At 41.2% G+C, this 20,567-nt stretch carries 19 protein-coding genes, 1 pseudogene and 3 CRISPR repeat arrays; of the genes and pseudogenes, 15 read left to right on the top strand and 5 right to left on the bottom strand.

From position 1 onward, the window contains the following. The first annotated feature begins 68 nt into the window (after positions 1–68). Positions 69–2,663 carry a YfhO family protein gene (locus V6Z54_RS03290; RefSeq protein WP_338527695.1) on the top strand — a complete coding sequence of 865 codons (2,595 nt, stop codon included), beginning with the start codon at positions 69–71 and terminating at the stop codon, positions 2,661–2,663. A gap of 55 nt (positions 2,664–2,718) precedes the next feature. Here the strand turns inward: V6Z54_RS03290 and V6Z54_RS03285 are convergent, their stop codons facing one another. From V6Z54_RS03285 to V6Z54_RS03275, 3 genes are all read right to left on the bottom strand, one after another. Then, a complete protein-coding gene (locus V6Z54_RS03285; RefSeq protein WP_024425804.1) occupies positions 2,719–3,138 on the bottom strand; it encodes a regulatory YrvL family protein in 420 nt (139 codons plus the stop codon). 69 nt (positions 3,139–3,207) lie between these two features. After that, complete coding sequence (locus tag V6Z54_RS03280; protein ID WP_338527694.1) at positions 3,208–4,371, bottom strand: oxalate decarboxylase family bicupin; 1,164 nt, start codon at positions 4,369–4,371, stop codon at positions 3,208–3,210. 95 nt (positions 4,372–4,466) lie between these two features. Beyond that, positions 4,467–4,631: a YvrJ family protein gene (locus tag V6Z54_RS03275; protein WP_338527693.1), complete on the bottom strand. Its 165-nt coding sequence runs from the start codon at positions 4,629–4,631 to the stop codon at positions 4,467–4,469. A 166-nt stretch (positions 4,632–4,797) separates the two neighbouring features. Here V6Z54_RS03275 and V6Z54_RS03270 point away from each other — a divergent pair, with 166 nt between their 5' ends. From V6Z54_RS03270 to cmr6, 9 genes are all read left to right on the top strand, one after another. Beyond that, entirely contained in the window at positions 4,798–5,400 is a 603-nt protein-coding gene (locus V6Z54_RS03270; protein ID WP_305960731.1) for a sigma-70 family RNA polymerase sigma factor, read from the top strand. After that, a complete protein-coding gene (gene rsoA, locus V6Z54_RS03265; protein WP_061418431.1) occupies positions 5,348–5,569 on the top strand; it encodes a sigma-O factor regulator RsoA in 222 nt (73 codons plus the stop codon). Before V6Z54_RS03270 ends, rsoA begins: the two co-directional genes overlap by 53 nt. Before the next feature lie 181 nt (positions 5,570–5,750). After that, positions 5,751–5,984: a CRISPR direct-repeat array (repeat unit 32 nt; unit sequence GTCGCACTCTACATGAGTGCGTGGATTGAAAT). Positions 5,985–6,224: 240 nt separating this feature from the next. After that, complete coding sequence (locus V6Z54_RS03260; protein ID WP_338527692.1) at positions 6,225–7,067, top strand: DUF6602 domain-containing protein; 843 nt, start codon at positions 6,225–6,227, stop codon at positions 7,065–7,067. Between the two features lie 15 nt (positions 7,068–7,082). Beyond that, on the top strand, positions 7,083–8,390 hold the full coding sequence (gene cmr1 / locus V6Z54_RS03255; protein ID WP_338527691.1) for a type III-B CRISPR module RAMP protein Cmr1: 1,308 nt from the start codon (positions 7,083–7,085) through the stop codon (positions 8,388–8,390). Continuing rightward, the gene (cas10, locus tag V6Z54_RS03250) at positions 8,360–10,171 is read left to right on the top strand and encodes a type III-B CRISPR-associated protein Cas10/Cmr2 (RefSeq protein WP_338527690.1); all 1,812 of its coding nucleotides are present in this window, start codon (positions 8,360–8,362) and stop codon (positions 10,169–10,171) included. Before cmr1 ends, cas10 begins: the two co-directional genes overlap by 31 nt. Continuing rightward, positions 10,164–11,396, top strand: a complete 1,233-nt coding sequence (gene cmr3 / locus V6Z54_RS03245) for a type III-B CRISPR module-associated protein Cmr3 (protein ID WP_338527689.1) — start codon at positions 10,164–10,166, stop codon at positions 11,394–11,396. The genes cas10 and cmr3 overlap by 8 nt, the downstream gene beginning before the upstream one ends. A 13-nt stretch (positions 11,397–11,409) precedes the next feature. Next, positions 11,410–12,279 carry a type III-B CRISPR module RAMP protein Cmr4 gene (gene cmr4, locus V6Z54_RS03240; RefSeq protein ID WP_338527688.1) on the top strand — a complete coding sequence of 290 codons (870 nt, stop codon included), beginning with the start codon at positions 11,410–11,412 and terminating at the stop codon, positions 12,277–12,279. Beyond that, on the top strand, positions 12,276–12,644 hold the full coding sequence (gene cmr5, locus V6Z54_RS03235; RefSeq protein ID WP_203129470.1) for a type III-B CRISPR module-associated protein Cmr5: 369 nt from the start codon (positions 12,276–12,278) through the stop codon (positions 12,642–12,644). The genes cmr4 and cmr5 overlap by 4 nt, the downstream gene beginning before the upstream one ends. Continuing rightward, a complete protein-coding gene (gene cmr6 / locus V6Z54_RS03230) occupies positions 12,641–13,417 on the top strand; it encodes a type III-B CRISPR module RAMP protein Cmr6 (protein WP_338527687.1) in 777 nt (258 codons plus the stop codon). Before cmr5 ends, cmr6 begins: the two co-directional genes overlap by 4 nt. A 1,194-nt stretch (positions 13,418–14,611) precedes the next feature. Further along, a CRISPR array of direct repeats spans positions 14,612–15,023; the repeat unit is 19 nt; unit sequence GTCGCACTCTATATGAGTG. A gap of 299 nt (positions 15,024–15,322) precedes the next feature. After that, positions 15,323–15,752: a CRISPR direct-repeat array (repeat unit 32 nt; unit sequence GTCGCACTCTACATGAGTGCGTGGATTGAAAT). Positions 15,753–15,823: 71 nt separating this feature from the next. Here cmr6 and V6Z54_RS03225 read toward each other — a convergent pair. Beyond that, on the bottom strand, positions 15,824–16,804 hold the full coding sequence (locus tag V6Z54_RS03225) for a metal-dependent hydrolase (RefSeq protein ID WP_338527686.1): 981 nt from the start codon (positions 16,802–16,804) through the stop codon (positions 15,824–15,826). Between the two features lie 191 nt (positions 16,805–16,995). Here V6Z54_RS03225 and mutY point away from each other — a divergent pair, with 191 nt between their 5' ends. After that, positions 16,996–18,096, top strand: a complete 1,101-nt coding sequence (gene mutY, locus V6Z54_RS03220) for an A/G-specific adenine glycosylase (protein WP_338527685.1) — start codon at positions 16,996–16,998, stop codon at positions 18,094–18,096. Here the strand turns inward: mutY and V6Z54_RS03215 are convergent. Then, positions 18,083–18,307, bottom strand: coding sequence for a hypothetical protein (locus V6Z54_RS03215; RefSeq protein WP_003217808.1), 225 nt, complete (start codon positions 18,305–18,307; stop codon positions 18,083–18,085). The two genes, mutY and V6Z54_RS03215, sit on opposite strands and share 14 nt — an antisense overlap. Before the next feature lie 81 nt (positions 18,308–18,388). On the opposite strand from V6Z54_RS03215, the gene fabL reads away from it, so the two are divergent. From fabL to V6Z54_RS03195, 4 genes and pseudogenes are all read left to right on the top strand, one after another. Further along, the gene (fabL, locus tag V6Z54_RS03210) at positions 18,389–19,141 is read left to right on the top strand and encodes an enoyl-[acyl-carrier-protein] reductase FabL (RefSeq protein ID WP_024425211.1); all 753 of its coding nucleotides are present in this window, start codon (positions 18,389–18,391) and stop codon (positions 19,139–19,141) included. Positions 19,142–19,216: 75 nt separating this feature from the next. Further along, positions 19,217–19,366 (top strand): annotated as a pseudogene (locus V6Z54_RS03205) (gamma-type small acid-soluble spore protein); the annotation flags it as partial. Between the two features lie 174 nt (positions 19,367–19,540). Then, on the top strand, positions 19,541–19,801 hold the full coding sequence (locus tag V6Z54_RS03200) for a YgaB family protein (RefSeq protein WP_075611059.1): 261 nt from the start codon (positions 19,541–19,543) through the stop codon (positions 19,799–19,801). A 147-nt stretch (positions 19,802–19,948) separates the two neighbouring features. Next, a complete protein-coding gene (locus V6Z54_RS03195; RefSeq protein WP_024425209.1) occupies positions 19,949–20,479 on the top strand; it encodes a DUF402 domain-containing protein in 531 nt (176 codons plus the stop codon). Positions 20,480–20,567: the final 88 nt, after the last annotated feature.

Below are 20,567 nucleotides of genomic sequence, written 5' to 3'. Positions count from 1 at the left end.
CAAGCACGAATCGCTTGCTGGGTTGTTTTGTTTCAAAGAACAGTGGATCTTTTGTGGAAAGGATTTAGATGATGAAACGTAGATGGATAATGATAGGAATGTGCCTCATTCTCGCTTTACTAGGACACTCCTTTTTCTTATATGAATATACGCAAGGCCGGTATATGACAGGAGATGGAGACGGGATATCACAAATGCTCCCATTTAAAAAGCTGCTTTACGATGAATACGTCAAAGGGAACTTCTTTTATTCCTATCAATTCGGTCTAGGCGGCGGTACATATACGCAATTAGGTTATTATTTCACAACGTCGACTGTCTTTATGGTCACAGTCGCTGTCGTCTGGCTGATGAATGCGCTTCATCTTATTCAGTCAACGGACATCCATTTCTGGGCAAATGCCGTCATTTGGCTGAGTGTGATGAAGCTGACGCTTATTCTTTTCATCGCTTACCGTGTGCTTCTTTCAATGGTTCAGCATAGGCTGAGCGCATTAACAGGAGCCGCAATCTACGGATTGTCTATTGTGTATTTTCGGCATCAAACATTTTGGGAGTTTTTCACCGACAGTATGATGTGGCTCCCGCTGCTTGTACTTGGGATTGAACGGATTTTCAAAACGGGTAAGCCGGCTTGGTTTATTGCGGCGTGCAGCTTGATGCTTATTAACAATTTTTACTTTGCTTATATTCATTTTATCTTTTTAGCGATCTATCTTGTCTTCAGATATATCATCAAGCTTCGAAGTGAGGAGAACGGGTGGAAGGTGTTCTGGACGCTGGCGGTCTCTACGCTGTTATCCTTTGGTATCAGTGCTGCCTTTTTTGTCCCGTCTGTCTATGGATTTCTTAATAATATAAGACCGCCATATGATCAATCTATACCTTGGTTTGATCTGCATGATCATCTTTTGTTTAATAGCAGGGTGTATTTATTACCTGTGATCTTTCTCATTTGTATGTTCCTTGCTCCGCTTTACCGGAACAGGTGGTTTTTCATGTTTACATCGATCAGCGTTTTGCTCATTGTTTTTCACTACAGTCCAAAGATGGCGAGCGTGTTTAATGGTTTTTCAGCACCGCAGTACAGATTTGAATACATTCTTGCCTTTACAGTTGGAGCGGTCGTAGCCATCACCATCAAGCATTTCTCGCAAATTGAGTGGAAGTGGAAAAAGCGTGCGGTCTTAGGCGCTTGGATCGTGTTTCTTCTCGCAGTCATCTTATCAGAACGAGCAAAGGGAAATATGGATGTTGTTGTATTTACAGGCATAGGACTGCTTGTGATCAGTTTGTTTTTCCTGTTGATTCATGCGGAAAAACGCCAGCACCTTCGTCTCTTTTCAGCTGTGCTCATCGTTGTCAGCTTACTGACAGCAGGCGTGTATCAGCAGGGCTACTTATCTGAAAGAAGCAATATTAAGAGCGTATCAGATACGTATCTGAATAGTGAGGCATATGCTGGACATGAGCAAATGAAGCTCATTCAGCAGATTCAAAGCCGCTCTTCAAAAGATCCGCTTGCCCGGATTGATTGGATGAATGGCGTGCGCAACAATACCCCGTTATTTGAAGGCTTTCAAGGCATGAGCGCGTATTCAAGTATATTGAATCAGCATTTGCTCAATTTCTACTGGAATGACCTGCAAATCGATATGGGGCGTGAAAGTGTCAGCCGTTATGCAACAATGGGGGACAGGGCGAATTTATATAGCCTGACCTACGGAAAGTATTATATGAGAGACAATACGATGCCTTACTCACCGCCAGCTTATTTTAAGCCAATATTGGAAAGCGAGCATTATAAAGTGTATGAAAATACACGGCCGCTGCCATTTGCAAGAACAACAAGCACGATTTATTCAGAAGAATCCTTAAAGGATGCCTCAGCACTTGATAGGGAGCATGCGATGCTGCAGGGTGTGATTTTAGACAAAAAAGGAAACGCTGAAATTGAGCACGCGCCAGATCGAGTCAAGGATACAAAGATTCATACGGAACAAGCCGTATACGAACATGGCGTGCTTGATGTATACGGAGAAACAGGCGGCCTGAATATCACGCTGCCAGATGATATGGCCCGCGCTGGAGATGTGTATGTGAGCTTTTATGTGAAGCGGACAGACCGTAACGAAGGATTTCAGTTATCTGTTGACAACTACGTCACCTCACGAAAAAGCAATACATCCATCTACAAAACAGGCGTCAATGAAGTGACGATTCGAGTCCCTGCAGAAAATATCCTTTCCATTCGAGTACCAAAAGGGACGTATGAACTCGATCAACTAAAGCTGTATCAAGAGCCTTACCGCATCCTAGAAAAGGCATATGAAAAAGAAAAACAGGATAATGGCAGCCAGCAAGTAAAGCTTGAAAACAACCGCTTTACGATTTCATATGATAACAAGCGCGGTGATGATTATATGATCTTGCCAGTACCATATGAAAAAGGCTGGGAGCTCACAGTAAACGGACAGCAGACAGATATTGAACAAGCCAATTACGCCTTTATCGGTTTTCCAATAGAAAAAGGCAAAAACGAGATTGTGCTAACCTACTATCCGCCTTATATCAGAATTCTCGCGTTGATTTCACTCGTCAGTTTGATCGGTGCGATCCTATATGCACGAAGAAAACACAAGAAACACCACTTTTCATCATAAGTGGTGTTTTTTTTATCTTCCAAGGGCTGATTGAACCCTCATATGAAGCAAATCACTAAGCTTCTTTCTCAAACGAAAACGTCGCATAATCAAACAAAAAATGAAACAACCAAAGACTCAGGGCAAAGAGAATTTCCTCAGAAGTAGAAAGTAAAATGCCCCCCACCAATTCATCTGATAAATAGACAGCCCCCCAAATAAACAAGAGATGAATGGAAATGGCATAGAAAACGATGGAGCGTTTTTTGGAACGGCACTTTCTAACAACCCTCATAAGCACATGCTCCACATGTTCAAAGGATATCCCAAGTACCACATAGATGCCCATAAATAAAAGCATCGATAAAATCGATTGATAAAAAGCACCTGTTAAATGAAAGAACAGTACACAAAACAACAAAAATATGTAACAGACAGCTGACGCCGCCATGAGCCATTTCAGCCCTTGCCATAAAGCGTGAACAGATTGCTGCATAGGTGAACAAACACTCCCTTACATGAAGATACCTGCAAAAAGGACAGCCTTTTTGCAGGAAGTCATATGTTAATCCTCTTTTTTAGGCGCAGCGATCACAGGATGTTTTTCAGTATCAAGCAGTTTTAAGAAATCTTCACCTTGATCTAAATGATCAAGAACAAGCTGTTTCGGTGTGACCGCAAGCCACTGATTGAGTGAGATATCTGCATAATGATCGCTCTTAAAGATTTCTAAGAAATAAAGCGGTTCGTCGCCTGTATTTTCTACATAATGCCCCATCGCAAATGGGACATAACCAACGTCTCCCGCCTGATAGTTGAAGGTTCTCGCATGTCCATCAGAAGCAAATACCGTCATTCGTGCTTTTCCAGAAATAAAATATTGCCATTCATCCGTATTTGGATGCCAGTGCAGCTCGCGAATGGCACCTGGATCAACTTTCACAAGAGCGGATGCAATCGTTTTAGACGCTTTGAAATTGGTAGAGTCCGCAATCCACACTTGTCCGCCGCTTGACGTAAACGGCTCCTGTTTTAACAGCTCATATTTAAAGGAATTCGGGACCTCTCCTTGCTCTGTTTTCACCTTGTCACATTCAAGGGAACCAGGAATTCCTTTTTGGAAAATATACTTTTCTTTCTCTGGCAGCTTGTCAAACTGATCCTTTGTCATACCGAAGTTCTTAAGCACGACTTCCTCTGGCGTGTGGGCAAGCCAATCGGTTACTTGGAACGTACTATTTTCTGAGAATGACCCATCATCAAACACAAGCAAGAATTCAGCTCCCGGCTCAAGTGCTTGGATAGAGTGCGGCAGGCCAGAAGGGAAGTACCACAAATCACCCTCAGTCACATCCTCTGTAAAATTGCGCCCCTCTGCATCAACCGATGTAATCCGGGCTTCTCCATAAATCATGTACGCCCATTCCGCTTCCTTATGCCAGTGCAGCTCACGAATCGCACCAGGCTTTAGCCGCATATTGACAGATGCAAGACTTTTAGAGATCGGCAGTTCGCGGACCGTTACCTCGCGGGCGTAGCCGCCTTTTTCTAAACGATTGTGTGTATCAGAAAAAGAATATTTCATGTTGGAGACCGTTCCATGATCGGTTTCTGGCGGCGTGAGCATATCTGGATTTTGTCTGTCCCGCTCGAGATTACGTGGAATTTTGACAGTTGCTCCTTTTTCTCCTCGAATCGGCTGTGGTATTCCATTTGGCTTTTCACTCATGATAAAATCCCCTTTCAACATCTTATTGTGTGAGGTGACTAAAAGGCCTTTCATTTCGCCCTCGTTTTCATAAGGTGAAACGAATCAAGCAGATGTCAATCTGATTCATCATTTTTTTGAGCAGCGACTAATCGTTGGATGAGCTTGCTTAATTCATCAAACTTTCGTTCAAAGCGTGTCAGCAAGTAAACCGTCAAAATGGCAGGGAAGCCAGCCTGACTGAGCTGCTTCAGCCATTCCTCTGAAAAAAAGGTCTCCATTTATCTCACCCCCCAGCGGATACTCGTCTTCTATATAAGTGGTATGAGAGAAGAAAAAGGAAAGCAGAGGGGGATAAAATGAACCATTAGACCCGTTTCACGAAGTTTACTTTTTTTAACTTTTGTCCACTTAATGCTAGTAGAGGGAACAAAGGGGAGGATGCACATGGATTATCGGCTGTTATTGAAAGCAAAATGGAAGGAAATCATTGATCACCCGCTCATTCAGCAGTTTTTAAGCAACCCGAAAAACGAGCAGCTGCTCCGGCAAGTCATGGAAGAGCCAAACGAGGAAAATGCCAAAAAACTAGATTCCGAGTTCAAACAGTTCTATCAGAAAATCCGCATCATCAAGTATATCTCCACAATGATACGCATCTTTTCAGTCGACTTTGACAAACGAGTCAAAAAGAAACAGCAGCGTTTTCCGCTCATACTCGATCATCCTGATACGCAAGAAGTGAAAGACCCTGTTCAAACAGATACGTATGAAGCTGTACTCTTCAACCAGCAAGACCTAGGAGAACACCTGCAAGACCAAACATTGTACAAGGCCTACCAGCAGCTCACAGACAAACAAAAAATGATCTTAACCCAAATCTATGTCGAAGGTCTAACGATGAAAGAAATAGCCGATCAGTTAGGCGAAACAAGACAAAACATCTCAAACATCCACAAAAAAGCACTCAACAAACTAAAAGAAGAAACAGGGGGAGATGTCCGTGCAAGAAGACAAAATGACCAATGGAGAAATGGAAGAACTCATTGAAACCTTCACACCCATGATCAAAAAGAAACTACAAAACACGGCATATCAAGAAAGAGAGGACCTCGAACAAGAACTCTATATCAAACTCATCGAAAAAATAGACCGGCTGATTTACCAAGAAGGACCTGGCTTTTGGGAGTTTATTGTGGAATATATGACGAAGATGTAAGAGAAGCTCTTGGTGCGAATGTGAGGTGAACATAAAATCCCCGGGACATTCGCACCTTTTTATTCGACAAAATTGAGAAAAAATGTGTATTTTATAAAGGGGAAAACAAAATTCTTTATTGAAAGTTGTGGATTTTGCCTATCATTCCCTAAAAAATGTTACAATTAGGGCAGAAATCGCAGTCGCACTCTACATGAGTGCGTGGATTGAAATGCCATCAATAATTCATTCGCATCCTTAAAACCATCCGTGTCGCACTCTACATGAGTGCGTGGATTGAAATTTACGTGCTGTGACATCAATGCTTTTGGCTCTCGGTCGCACTCTACATGAGTGCGTGGATTGAAATTTGTCCATGTACGCTTTTTCTATTTGTTCAGGTGGTCGCACTCTACATGAGTGCGCGATTTTAAATGATTGTCTCTTAAACGGGTATGGCCACCTCAAATCCATCTTCTTACAATATCCTCTTTCAAATAGCCATCAAATATACTGTTCATTTGTATAGTGAAAACATGACTCCTTGCAGTCATGTTTTTTTCTTCTTCTTTTTCCTAAATAAACCTTAAAAAATGTCAAAATAAGTCGAAATGAAAAGTAGTCATTTAGATTCAAATTTTATCCATTCGTAATGAATGGTGAAGGAGGAATTGGTTTGGGTGAAACGGAGCAAACCGGTAAAGTTGAGCAGCTGATCTTAGAGAATTATCAAAGATTAAACAGCATGATATCAGAAGAAGTGGACTTTGCTTCTAACCATGGTGGGCTGACAGGGGATTCTAGAGAAGTGATGTGGATGGAGTTTTTTCGGAAAATCATTCCTAAAAAATATTCATTAGCACAAGGTGTCATCATTATTGACTCAGAAGGAAATCACTCTAACGAAGTCGATATTGCCGTATTTGATGAGCAGTATACGCCGTATGTGTTCCAACACAATTCCTTGAAATTTATACCGATTGAGGCGGTTGCGGTTGCAATTGAATGTAAAAGCTCTAATTTGAAAGAAAAAGGTTTAGAAGAATGGTCTGAAAAAATAAAACAGCTAACACCAAAAACAACAGGAATTGCTAGAATGGCTACAGGTTACTTCACAAGTGAAAGTAACACACAAAAGAGGACGCGTCCTTTACTCATTTTAGCAAGTAACTTTAAAAGAGAAGGGGACCAATCAATTTCAAGTAAAGCAGCTAAATTAGCGGCGTCCTTTGATTTCATGCTCATGAAAAAAAGCAATGAATTTCAATTGAAAGTACCTAATGAACATGAACATCTAAGATGGTGGTCAAACGAATTAAATTGTTTCAAACAAGAAAAACGATCTAAGGAAGAAGAAAAATTTTTAGATGAAAACAAACTCAGCGATTTACGTATTGATGGATACGATCTGTTAACGCTAAACTTCCAATTAAATCAATTGCTGATGCTCATTAACAATCCCATGTTTTTTCCTCACTATGCATATGCCGAGCTATTTCAGAAACAGATAACAAAGTGAAGAAAGGAGAGCGACATGACAAGGGAATCTAGTAAACCCAAAACCAATTGGCATGATGTGAAACATGCGATTGACACGAAAATCCATGAAGACCAAAGACTTTTTTTAGAGCCGCTTACTATTCATTTAGTTACGCCAATGTTTGGGGGAGGGCCCCAATCAAACTCAATTGATGAAGACAGACCGATTCGAGAAAGTGCGATTCGTGGACATCTTCGTTTCTGGTGGCGTGCAACTCGAGGAGCTGTCTGCAAAAATGCGAATCAATTATCTAAAAGAGAAGCAGAGATATTTGGTCATACAGAACAAGCGAGCCAGATTCAAGTGGTAACGCATTATGAAAAGGACGAAGTGAAAAGAAATTCAAAAGTATTTTTTAAAAAGAAAAATCATCCTTTTCCACGGTATGTTCTTTCAAATATGAAAGATAAAACACCATACCTCATGAAGGCGCAATTTTCTTTAAATATCCGGTTATCTAAAAAAACAACCCAATATGAGTTAATCAAAAAAGAAGTTGAAGCAGCATTATGGGCTTGGATCAACTTCGGTGGACTTGGGTCAAGAACGAGACGTGGGTGTGGCAGTTTATATTGCAAACAATTTTCACCATACAACAAGAGGACAAAAAGCCAATTGGAAAAATGGTTTGAGCAAAAGCTTTTAGAATATGACATTCAATTGCCAGCATCAAGTCGAGAATGGCCGACGCTTAGTCGTGAATTCAAAGTACAGGCATTTCCATCATCTATGATCTCAAGCTGGCAATCCGTCATTCAGACATATGAAACATTTCGAAGAAGATCAAACCCGAACAAAAAAAGGGGAAGAAGTTGTTGGCCGGAAGCAGATACTATTCGTCTGTTAACAGGTAAGGCTAAATCAGGTCATCATATCCCTTATCCAAAAGAGAAACCATTTAAATATCAAGCATTTCCTAGAGCTCAATTTGGTTTGCCTATTCAGTTCCGATTTGCTCCTAAAGATAGTGGGAAAGATCCAGATCCTGTAACGCTCCTACCTAAAGGAAAGGATCGTTTGGCGTCACCACTCATCTTAAAACCGTTAGCTATTAATCAAAAGGAATCAGTGGGCATGGTGATGGTGCTGCAGCAACCACAGATCGAAGCTTTATCGCTTTTAGGAAAAGGAAAGCCTTTGCCCAATGTGACAGATGAACAAAGTATCTACCCAACAGCCACCTACTCAAAAAACCCATTACAAGACGAGAGTGGCCAGACGCACTCATCGGCGATTCAAGCCTTTTTACATAGCAAGGAGGTGCAAACATTTTGTCAGAAGAATCAAAAAAACAAACATTAATGCTATTTTCTGTAGGGCCTGTTCAAGAATTCATTGCGCAAGCAAGGCGGACGCGTGATTTATGGTTTGGCTCTTTTCTTCTATCTGAATTAAGTAAAGCAGGTGCGAAGAAATTTCAGGAACTGGGTGGAACGCTTATTTTCCCTGTGTTCAACGAATCCTCTGCAGAATCAAACAACGCACCAAATAAAATACTGGGGGAAATCTCACACGAACAGCCTTCATCCGTTGCAAGACAAGTAAAAAAAGCAATATATGATAAATGGAAGGAATACGCAGACTTTGTAAGAGGGAAAGTTGATCCTTATATTCAAAAAGGCACATGGAATCGACAAGTGGATGATTTATTGGAATTTTATGCTGTGTGGACTGAGATGCAAACTCCAGAGGAAGCGGCAAATGCGTCCGCAAGTTCATATCATATGGCTCTTCAAGAAGTCGAAGGTTTAATGGCGGCAAGGAAGACGTTAAGAGATTTTAAACAAAATGAACCAGGGGCGTTATTCGGTGAACCAAAATCATCACTTGACGGTGGACGAGAGTCTGTTTTCCAAAAGCAAAAAACACCACAGCAAGTGGCGCAACTAGCGAAATGGGGAATTGGTGAACATGAATCATTAGATGCGATTTCAGTGATCAAACGATTGTCCTTACATAAGCATCCGAGTATGACATTTCCATCTGTATGTGATAAAGCTTTTGCTCCCTATCAAAATATGTTGGACCAAAATGAACAGATGAAGCAAACAGCCATACAATATGTGAAAGATGTAGAAACATATCTTGAGAATATGAATCTAAAAGTAGCTCCTATTGATTGGAGTGAGGCATCGCTTTTTTATAAAAGAAGAATAGAAGATTATCTTGAACAACGTGGACTTGTCGGGAACACACGAACAGAAGCGAAAAATGATATCACACAGCTGCTCGAAAAATATTTCAAAGGTGAATACAGCAAGCATCACGGCCAGCTGATCAAACCACCAGCACCTTCACCTTACTATGCCTTTCTCATGGCGGATGGAGATAAGATGGGCAGCCAACTGCGAAATATACAGCATGTAGAAAGCCATATTGCATTATCTAAAACGCTCTCAACTTTTGCTTCAAAGGCTCGTGGGATTATTTCCAAATGTAAAGGTACATTGATCTATGGCGGTGGAGATGATGTCATGGCTTATGTACCGGTGCACCAATGCTTAGAAGCAGCTGGGAAATTACAAAGAGAATTTGTTTCAACGATGAAGGCTCATCAACATAGTGAAATACCTCCTTCGATTTCAATTGGAATTGCCATCGTTCATATGCTTGAGCCTCTTGAAGAAGTAAGAAGCATGGCACGTCAGGCTGAACAATATGCAAAACAAGAGCGAAATTCATTAGCGATTCATTTCCAAAAGCGAGGCGGAGGAGACACAATGAATATCTCAGTCTCATTTCAAATAGATCCAGTGGCCTCTATCCAAGAGATGACGACGTGGTTAAAACAGTCTTATTTCACGAATGGCTTTGCATATGGCTTACGAGAGTTGTATCAAACATACGAACAGTCTTCTTTTAGAAAACAGCCGGAAATCTTAGATGAACTCATTCCACTAGAGATAAGACGTCTTGCATTCAAAAAGAAAACGGAAGCAAAAACAGAGCAAGAAACGAAAGAGTGGATCGATCAATTGATTGCGAAGTATATACCGAAGAAGAATACATTAGAAGAATTACATACAATCGCTGAATGTATGATCATTGCTCTTCAACTAGAGGAGGTAAGTGGACATGCCTGAAAGATGGTTTCACATTCAACCGCTTGATCCGCTGCTTATTCGTGATGCACGCCCATTTCAAAGTGTACCGGGTATACGGGCGCGTTCATTAAACGATGTTCCGCCGAGTGTGGTCGCAGGAACACTTCGTACAGCTCTAGCAAAGAAACGACAATCAATCAAACACACGACGCCACTTTCTTATTATTCAAAATCTCTTGTGCGAGGTCCTTTATATCGCTGGCATGATCATTTATATGTGCCAATGCCTAATGACCTTGAGTTATTCGATGATGAGTATGGGATGAATCAAGTGAGACCAAAGCCAATGATGTCGGAAGGACAGGGCTTTTTTGGTACAGGAAAAACAGGCCGTTTTAGTGAGGCATTATGGCCGCCAATTGGAGCTGGTGCTCGTAAAAAAATGAAATCGCCGCCTGCTTTTGTATCACTAAAGTGGATGGTGAACTGGCTGACAGATGCAGTGGATGAGAGTCAGGTGAAGGAAGCCTTGACTGAATATCAACACATGCAGAAGGAAAATCATTCTTTCAAAAAGGAAACACCACCGGCATTTATTCCAGCATTACAGCGTCAGGAACGAACACAAATTGAGGTGGAAACTGGCAGTAAAAGAGCAAAAGATCAGCATCTATTTTCAACAGAATCGCTCTTATTCCCAGATGACTTTAAACTGGAGGCGGGAATAGAGTTATCTACTGAAGAGTCAGAAGAATTAAAGCCTTTCTCAAGTCTTCACCCAATCGGTGGTGAACGTCGGCTGGCTCATATAGAAGACAGGCCACATGTATACCAACAAGATTGGATATGTCCGGATGCTATTAAAGAATCGCTCAAAAACAAGCCGTATGTTCGCATGATATTGGCGACACCCGCTTATTTCAGTAAAGGATGGCAGCCCGGCTGGCTGGATGAACAGCTTATGTCAAAACCACTATTTGATACAAATGTACGACTGAAATTGGTTTGGGCCTCTGTTCCACATTGGCAGCCAATCTCTGGATGGAGTTTAGCAAATAAAGACAAAGGGCGTGAAAAAGCAATACGACGCTTAGTCCCCGCGGGTAGCGTTTACTTCTTTACAGTAGAAGAAGGAGATCCAGCAGAACTGGCCGAAGAAATGTGGCTTCAATCAGTATCCGATCGTAACCGGCGCAAAGAAGCGTTTGATCGTGAAGATGGCTGCGGGTTAGCACTTTGGGGAACATGGAAACCGAATGAATAAGAGGAGTGAGATGATGGAAGCAAGCCGTTGGTTTTGGATACATTGTTTATCCCCCCTTCATATTGGAGCGGGTGAAGGAGTTGGCGTGATTGATATGCCTATTCAACGAGAAAAAGTCACAGAATGGCCGATTATACCTGGAAGCAGTATCAAAGGTGTGCAGCGTGAGCATTATCGCGCGAAAAGACAAGACACATTCGTACAAAAAGTATTTGGTACACAAGGAGATCAAGATGGAAGCGCTGGGGCAATCGTGATGACAGATGGCAGGTTATTTTCATTCCCGGTGGCGAGTAGATACGGTACATTTGGATATGTGGCAAGCCCACTCATATTGAAAAGATTAGCTCGCGATGCAAAAGCATTAGGCGTATCACTGGATATCCCTGATCTCATAGAAGAATCAAGCACACTAGTCACCATGAATTCTACATTAGTAGAGAATGACGAATTATATCTAGGTGAATTCCAAGGGGCAGCCAAAAAATCTCAACAACTCACCGATTTTGCTGAACAGATGGCCAAACTTTTATTCGACGATAAACAATCACAAACTCTTTGGATAGAACGATTTGTGATTGTAAGTGATGACGTTTTTCAATACATTGTCACCATGAATTCTGAAGTGACACCTCGTATTAGAATTGATCATGAAACCCAAACAGTTAGTAAAGGAGCTCTCTGGTATGAAGAGTATGTACCAGCAGAAGCCATATTTTATGGGCTCATGTGGTGTGATCGTGTCGATGGAAGCAATGATTTATCCGTTAGACATCAACTTTTAAATCAACTAGAAAAACAGATGTATCTTCAATTAGGTGGAAACACAAACGTAGGTAAAGGAAGAGTATCCTGGCGCATGACAGGAGGGGAAGGAGCATGAAACTCATTCAACATCAATATGCTGAGAAAGCGTATCAACATGTGATGAATGCCAAAACGAATGAGGAGAATTTCTCAAATCAATATGGACAACTCTGTCACAGATTCGCCTCAATGATCTTAACAAATGGATTAAGGCTCACCATTACATTTTTTGAGGCAAAATCAAAAAAAGGAAATGCTTATCAACAATTCGTTCAGGATATAAAAGAAACACTAGATATACAAGGGGATTGGTCAGCTTCCAATCGAGATTACTTAATCAAATCAAGACAAGCTTTAAGTGCATCTGTTTGGTTAAAAAGATATGCGGAATCAATTTTAAAGGTGGAACAAGGGGCGGAAAATGTGGAGGACATCCAATGAATCTGTCATTAACCTTAAACAAAAGCAAATGGGAGATTGGTGGTTCTACATTGTCGAACGTCATAAAGGACAGTTCGAAGAAGCAATCCTTTTTTGAAAACGTATTGAGTTTACATCGAAAACAATGGGGGGAAAATCGCTTATTGTATGAAAAATTTGTGGAGCGATATTATGCCGATACGAACCCCACATGCTTAGTCAAATCAATATCGCCATTAGTCATTGGACTCGGAGGAGAGGGTGTGCTTGAAACGGGATTGTTATTACACCCGATATACGGCGTTCCTTATTTACCAGGAACTGCGTTAAAAGGCGTAGCCTCTCACTATGCCCACTCTGTATTAGGTGAAAACTTTCCAGAACTAAAACAAGGTGGTAGTGATTACAACACATTGTTTGGAACAAACGAACGTGCCGGCATCATCGAATTTCATGATGCGCTCATGATGCCTGAGACGGTAGGAGAAGCATTCAAAGTGGATGTGATGACACCACATCATTCAGACTATAACAGCGTCAAGCTAGACAAGATGAACAAAGGGGGAAGTGTTCCAGCCCCTCGAGACGATGACTCACCGACACCGATTCATTTCTTAACGGTGGTCAACGGCCGCTTTCAACTTCTATTGATAACAAAAAAGAATCTACCAGAAGATGCGGAATGGCTCGAGCTCGCCAAAACCATCTTACTAGGAGCTTTAGAACACGAAGGAATCGGCGCTAAAACAAATGCAGGCTATGGAAGACTTAAAATGGACGACGTCATTTCATAAGACTAAGTGCGAATGTGAGGTGAACATAAAATCCCTGGAACATTCGCACCGTTTCATTCGACAAAAATGAGAAAAAATGTATATTTTTGAGTGTGAAAACAAAATTCTATATAGAAACTTGAGGATTTTAACGATCATTTCCTAAAAAATGTTATAATTAAGGCGGAAATCGCAGTCGCACTCTATATGAGTGCGTGGATTGAAATCTGAATACCCCACTTCATCTAGTCGAGTTCGGTGTCGCACTCTATATGAGTGCGTGGATTGAAATTGAGACGACCGGTGCCGAAGATTGGCGTGACTTTAGTCGCACTCTATATGAGTGTGAGGAATAAAATTCTTGTCAGAAGGTAGCTTGAAAGATATATTGACAATTGCGCTTGATATGGGTGTGAAAAACATAACTCTGTTTCACCCATTTTATTAATGAATTCAAAGCTGTCGATGAAACAGCGAAATAAGTATGATTATCATCAATAATAGTTTTTAATTAAATAGGATTAAGAAAGATTCGGTGCGAATGTGAGGTGAACATAAAACTCCTGGGGCATTCGCACCTTTTTATTCGACAAAATTGAGAAAAAATGTATATTATTTAGAGGTGAAAACAAAATTCCATATAGAAAATTGAGGGTTTTGGCTATCATTACCTAAAAAATGTTATAATTAGGGCAGAAATCGCTGTCGCACTCTACATGAGTGCGTGGATTGAAATGCCTTCTTACCGTCCTCAAACGGTAGCGTAACCGTCGCACTCTACATGAGTGCGTGGATTGAAATTTATGCGCTATTTCACGTAATTTCCCCATCGTCGCGTCGCACTCTACATGAGTGCGTGGATTGAAATTTCTTGATCGTTTTTTCGATTGTAGATGCGATGTTGTCGCACTCTACATGAGTGGATGGATAAACATAACTCTGCCTCCTGCCTCAGTAGTCATGTATCTAATTGAATTCAATTGTTGCTGAAATATAAATAAGTATGATTAACAAGTTTCAATAGATTTCATACTAAGAAAAATTCGGTGCGAATGTGAGGTGAACATAAAATCCTTGGAACATTCGCACCTATTCATTCGACAAAAATGAGAAAAAATGTATATTTTTTAGGAGTGAAAACAAAATTCTATATAGAAAATTGAGGGTTTTGACGATCATTACCTAAAAAATGTTATAATTAGGGCGAAAATCGCAGTCGCACTCTATATGAGTGCGTGGATTGAAATCATACTAAGGGATCAATGTATCCAAATTTTTTTGTCGCACTCTATATGAGTGCGTGGATTGAAATATGCCGCTTGCCTTGTTTGAATTAAAGGTCGGAGTCGCACTCTATATGAGTGCGTGGATTGAAATACAGCAGGAAAATTAAAGGTGGACCAATTATCATCGTCGCACTCTATATGAGTGCGTGGATTGAAATGTCTTCGTACTCAGTCCGTTAATCACGATCGGATGTCGCACTCTACATGAGTGCGTGGATTGAAATATAACGTAATGAAGATGCTCTTTTGCTCTCCTGGTCGCACTCTACATGAGTGTGTGGATTGAAATTAATGACTTCGTATGCAGTTGCCTGTTTAACATGTCGCACTCTACATGAGTGTGTAGATTAATAATTGCGAAAAACATAACTCTGCCTCTCAGTAGTCATGTATTTAATTAAATTCAAAGTTGTTGCTGAAATAATAAATATGATTATCAAGATTCAAATAGATTTCAGACTAGAAAAATTCGGTGCGAATGTGAGGTGAACATAAAATCCCTGGAACATTCGCACCGTTTTATTCGACAAAAATGAGAAAAAATGTATATTTTCAGGAGTGAAAACAAAATTCTATATAGAAACTTGTGGGTTTTGATGATCATTACCTGAAAAATGTTATAATTAGGGCGGAAATCGCAGTCGCACTCTACATGAGTGCGTGGATTGAAATTTTAGGAAGCACAACTCTTCCAAGCTGATCTACGTCGCACTCTACATGAGTGCGTGGATTGAAATACGCAGAAACGCAAGCAGTTTAATGAAGCCGCCAGTCGCACTCTACATGAGTGCGTGGATTGAAATTCAAAGTATCTGCGTTTAGCTCCTATATCAAATGCAGGTCGCACTCTACAAGAGTGCGTGGATTGAAATATACCCAAGTGATTCCAGCGTTTTGACGAACGATGTCGCACTCTACATGAGTGCGTGGATTGAAATTGCATAGTAAGGTTACGTGTCGGTGTGTGATCATAGTCGCACTCTACATGAGTGCGTGGATTGAAATGTCTTGGATATCGAGATAGCGCAGTAATTCGTCGTCACACTCAACATAAGTGCATAGTTCACAGTTTCTGCGAATTACATAAATTCAAATATCTATCCCCCTAAATCCAAGCCCTACACAACAAAAAAAGACTCGCTCACACAGAGCCGAGTCTTAATTTTTTTTGCAGTTTTTCTTCACTGAAAATCCAGCCGGTATAGGAATTTTTGATTTGGTGGTCCATGTCGATATGGCAGATTGCGACAAAAGGGTAGTGACCTTTGCTGCGGTAGCGCAAATCAATGAACCGCACCTCATAATGATCCTTGTATTTATCCACTTCCCACCGATAGACAGGGGAGAAGGAGAGAAAGGCTGAAATGTTTTCATCTTGCTTAGCAATTTTCATAATTTCAGTATCAGGGACCGGCACACGGTTAAAGGTGTCTAAAATGACGACCTCTCCATTCATGCTGCGTCCAACATGGAAAGAGGATTTACATTTCACGGCAATGCGCCATTGTCTGAACTTCATTGTAGGCGAAATGATAATCTCTTCAATTTCATCGAATCGTGCACGCAGCTGACGTTTAATTTGAAGCTGCATGATCACCCTGACGATATAGTAACAGAAAATCACGGCGTACAGTGTTATGAACGTATAGCCGGGATGACCGCCAATCGCCCAAACGACAATGGCGACAAGGTGTGTAAAAAAGATAAACGGATCAAACGTATTAATGATCCCAAGAGCGACCCATTTCTTCGAAAATGGACGAATGGCCTGCGTGCCGTATGCGTTGAAAATATCGACAAACACATGAAGCACAACAGCTAATAGTGTCCATAACCAAAGGTGAAGTAAATTCGCCTCTGGCACAAATGGGGAAATCACAGCCGGAATCAGCAATGACCAAAACAGTACTGCCGGAATGGAATGTGTAAATCCTCGGTGATTTCTTATATAAACCGCATTATTTTTTAGTTTTAGCACAGTATCAATGTCTGGTGCTTGGGAGCCGGCGATGGTCGCAATCATCACGGCGTGTGCCATATGTGGATCTGCGCTGACGGCTGGATCTAAAAGTGCAAGTCCCCCAAGAGAAATGCCCATTACTACATGAGTGCCAGTGTCCAATTGATTACCTCCTAGTTGTCATGCTTAGGAACAATCATACAAAGTATACGTCTCCAATCAAGACTATGTGCAAAATCACTTTTGCTTTATCCCGATTTAATGTAACATGTTAACGTATCTACAAACAGTATACAACAAATAAGGTTCTATTCAGAACGTTAGCCCTCGGTCCAATGAGAAGGAGTATAGATATGAAAGACATTCAAGAAAAGCTGGACCGCAAAGATATTGCGGGCTTTCAGCATGATTTAATTGATTGGTATGAAAAAGAACAACGAACATTACCATGGCGTGAAAATCAAGATCCATACCGCGTCTGGGTATCAGAAGTCATGCTTCAGCAAACGAGAGTGGATACGGTCATTCCGTATTTCAACCGGTTTATGGAGCAATTCCCGACGGTGAAGGATCTCGCTTTAGCTGATGAAGAAAAGGTCATGAAAGCATGGGAAGGTCTTGGCTACTACTCAAGAGTGCGTAATTTACAGGCAGCTGTGAAAGAAGTATATGAATCCTACGGTGGCATTGTCCCTGATACGAAAGAGCAATTTTCAAAGCTTAAAGGTGTAGGCCCATATACGAGCGGCGCAGTGCTGAGTATCGCCTATAACAAGCCGTATCCTGCTGTAGACGGCAACGTGATGAGGGTCATTTCTCGTATTTTGTCCATATGGGATGATATTGCAAAACCAAAAACGAGAAATATTTTCGAATTTGCGGTCGATCAGCTCATTTCCCGGGAAAAGCCGTCAGAATTTAATCAAGGGCTGATGGAGCTAGGTGCGCTCATTTGCACCCCAACATCCCCTGCCTGCCTCATTTGCCCTGTGAACATGCATTGCTCGGCATTCGAGGAAGGCGTTCAGCATGAGCTCCCAGTGAAAAGCAAAAAGAAAAAGCCGACTGCGAAATCAATGGCAGCAGCGGTGTTATTTGATGACGCAGGCAACCTATATATTCATAAGCGGCCAAGTACAGGCCTCCTTGCGAATTTATGGGAATTCCCTAACATGGAAACAACAAAGGGAAGAAAAACGGAAAAAGAGCAGCTCATTGATTTCTTAAAAGAGGAGGCGGGTGTACAAGCGGAGCTTGGTGATCTAGAAGGCACCATCCAGCATGTATTTACCCACCTCATATGGAATATTTCTGTTTTCTTTGGACGAGTTACCTCTATATCTGATGACACGATGCTGAAAAAAGTCACAACAGAAGAATTTGAGGCGTATGCTTTGCCAGTCTCACACCAAAAAATTTGGAAGCTGGCACTTGAACAGCCTAGTCGTATTTAACCGTTGTACCGTGGGTATAATCAGCTTCATTCCGGTGCAGACCCCCACGGTCTTCGATTTCTGATATGATTTCTCGATACTTAGATTGCCCTTCTTCATTCAAATAAGGTAAAATTTGTTGGAAAGCATGATGAAAATAAGCAAGCTCAGTATCTTTCCATTGATCCTTGGACATCATGCCAAGCTGGCTTAAATCGCGTCCGACATACATGAATGTAACCTCCTAATAGGAACTTTCCTATTAGTGTGAAGCGAATGAACGAAAACTATTCAAATCAGGAGATGAACTATAATGAGTCAACGTAAATGTGCATTAATTACAGGAAGTAGCAGAGGAGTAGGGAAGGAAGTGGCCCTTCGCCTCGCTGAAAAAGGATATGACATTGTCATTAACTATGCGAGAAGCAAAAAAGCCGCACTTGAAACAGCGGAAGAAATTGAAGCGATGGGCGTTAAAACATTGGTTGTCAAAGCCAATGTTGGCCAGCCTGAGAAAATCAAAGACATGTTTCAGCAAATTGACGAAACCTTTGGCCGTTTAGATGTATTTGTAAACAATGCGGCATCAGGTGTTCAGCGTCCAATCATGGACCTTGAAGAAAATCATTGGGACTGGACGATGAATATCAATGCGAAAGCCTTGTTATTCTGCGGACAAGAAGCGGCGAAACTAATGGAGAAAAACGGCGGCGGACATATCGTCAGCATTAGCTCTCTTGGCTCCATCCGTTACCTTGAAAATTACACAGTAGTCGGCGTATCAAAAGCAGCACTAGAAGCTTTGACACGTTACCTTTCAGTGGAGCTTTCACAAAAAAATATCGTCGTCAACGCTGTATCAGGCGGCGCGATCGATACCGATGCTCTCAAGCACTTCCCGAACCGAGAAGAGCTTTTAGAAGATGCGAAGAAAAATACACCTGCCGGCCGAATGGTGGAAATTAAAGACATGGTCGACAGCGTGGAATTCCTTGTATCAGGCAAAGCAGACATGATTAGAGGCCAGACGATTATTGTCGATGGCGGACGTTCTTTGCTTGTTTAAAAAAATCATGAATAGGATGTACACCTTCTGCACAAATTAATGTGCGTGGAGGTGATAATGATGGATCAACAACAAAACAAAACAAACGCACAACAAGTGAAGAAACAAAACCAAGCTTCTGCACAAGGCGGTCAATACGGCACTGAATTTGCTAGTGAGACTGACGTACAGCAAGTAAAAAAATACAACCAAAAAGCTGAGCAAAACAAACAACAAAACAGCTAATCACTGAAACAAAGGAAAGCACTTCATATACGAATGAAGTGCTTTTCTTTTTGCCTCTCACCACCATCCGACAAAACCTGTAAAACCTCTACATAAACAGTCAAAGGATTTCCTCCTTCTTTCAAGAAATGGTATACAGACAAAAAGTGGATTCGATGAAAAGGGAGGAGTTAGATGTCTGATTTCGATCAGCTTGTAAAAGAACAAATGCAGCTCATGGATCAGCTGCTCGATGTGCAGGGAGAACTCGATCTATGCTTAGAAACAGAAAAACAATTGCTGCAGGATGAAAAAAAAGAAGAGTGGCATAGTCTTTGTGATCAGATCAAACAGAAACGTGAGGAACTGCAAAAAGTGCAAACCTTATTTACAAAACAGACAGAAGAGGTCATCAACTCATATAAACAGATGGAAAAGAGTTCTAGCGTGATGTAAGTCAGTGTGCCGTTCAATTGGGTTGAATGGCTTTTTCATTTCATTTTTTAATGATGTAACGGTATAATATAATAGAGACATGTTTAGTTGGGAAATTAGGTCTTTGGACTGTTAGGTTTGTTTGTTATAGAAAGTAGGGGAGAAAATATGGGCTATCCCAAGGAAGGAGAAACCATCCAAATTCAAAGCTATAAACACAATGGCTTGATCCACAGGATTTGGAATGAAACCACCATTCTGAAAGCAACGGAATTGTGTATCATTGGTGCAAACGACCGTACAATGGTGACTGAATCCGACGGCCGTACTTGGATGACGAGAGAACCGGCTATTTGCTATTTCCATGCAAAACAATGGTTTAATGTAATTGGGATGCTTAGAGATGATGGGGTATATTACTACTGCAACATCAGCTCTCCTTTTGCGACAGATGATGAGGCAATTAAGTATATTGATTATGATTTAGACGTCAAAGTCTTTCCAGACATGACGTACAATATTTTGGATGAGGACGAATATGCAGATCATAAGAGGCAGATGAATTATCCAAAAGAAATCGATAGTATCTTAAGAGAGCATCTGAATACATTACTGCATTGGATTCACCAGCGGAAAGGTCCGTTTGCTCCTGAATTTGTGGATATGTGGTATGAACGTTTTTTACATTATACAAAATAAGCAAGAGCATCAAAAAACCTGTTTGGCTTTTTAGGCTAACAGGTTTTTGACTGCGTACGGATAAGAGGCACTGATAGATTGGGAAGGA

This window comes from Bacillus sp. MAG717A (genome assembly GCF_036884855.1).
GTDB lineage: Bacteria > Bacillota > Bacilli > Bacillales > Bacillaceae > Bacillus > Bacillus safensis.
This window is presented reverse-complemented; position numbering and strand designations above follow the sequence as displayed.

Excerpts from the sequence above, each read along its gene's own strand:
- V6Z54_RS03290 (WP_338527695.1), top strand. The coding sequence starts at position 69 with ATGATGAAACGTAGATGGATAATGATAGGAATGTGCCTCATTCTCGCT.
- V6Z54_RS03285 (WP_024425804.1), bottom strand. The coding sequence starts at position 3,138 with ATGCAGCAATCTGTTCACGCTTTATGGCAAGGGCTGAAATGGCTCATG.
- V6Z54_RS03280 (WP_338527694.1), bottom strand. The coding sequence starts at position 4,371 with ATGAGTGAAAAGCCAAATGGAATACCACAGCCGATTCGAGGAGAAAAA.
- V6Z54_RS03275 (WP_338527693.1), bottom strand. The coding sequence starts at position 4,631 with ATGGAGACCTTTTTTTCAGAGGAATGGCTGAAGCAGCTCAGTCAGGCT.
- V6Z54_RS03270 (WP_305960731.1), top strand. The coding sequence starts at position 4,798 with ATGGATTATCGGCTGTTATTGAAAGCAAAATGGAAGGAAATCATTGAT.
- rsoA (WP_061418431.1), top strand. The coding sequence starts at position 5,348 with ATGTCCGTGCAAGAAGACAAAATGACCAATGGAGAAATGGAAGAACTC.
- cmr1 (WP_338527691.1), top strand. The coding sequence starts at position 7,083 with ATGACAAGGGAATCTAGTAAACCCAAAACCAATTGGCATGATGTGAAA.
- cmr3 (WP_338527689.1), top strand. The coding sequence starts at position 10,164 with ATGCCTGAAAGATGGTTTCACATTCAACCGCTTGATCCGCTGCTTATT.
- cmr4 (WP_338527688.1), top strand. The coding sequence starts at position 11,410 with ATGGAAGCAAGCCGTTGGTTTTGGATACATTGTTTATCCCCCCTTCAT.
- cmr5 (WP_203129470.1), top strand. The coding sequence starts at position 12,276 with ATGAAACTCATTCAACATCAATATGCTGAGAAAGCGTATCAACATGTG.
- cmr6 (WP_338527687.1), top strand. The coding sequence starts at position 12,641 with ATGAATCTGTCATTAACCTTAAACAAAAGCAAATGGGAGATTGGTGGT.
- mutY (WP_338527685.1), top strand. The coding sequence starts at position 16,996 with ATGAAAGACATTCAAGAAAAGCTGGACCGCAAAGATATTGCGGGCTTT.
- V6Z54_RS03215 (WP_003217808.1), bottom strand. The coding sequence starts at position 18,307 with ATGTATGTCGGACGCGATTTAAGCCAGCTTGGCATGATGTCCAAGGAT.
- fabL (WP_024425211.1), top strand. The coding sequence starts at position 18,389 with ATGAGTCAACGTAAATGTGCATTAATTACAGGAAGTAGCAGAGGAGTA.
- V6Z54_RS03200 (WP_075611059.1), top strand. The coding sequence starts at position 19,541 with ATGTCTGATTTCGATCAGCTTGTAAAAGAACAAATGCAGCTCATGGAT.
- V6Z54_RS03195 (WP_024425209.1), top strand. The coding sequence starts at position 19,949 with ATGGGCTATCCCAAGGAAGGAGAAACCATCCAAATTCAAAGCTATAAA.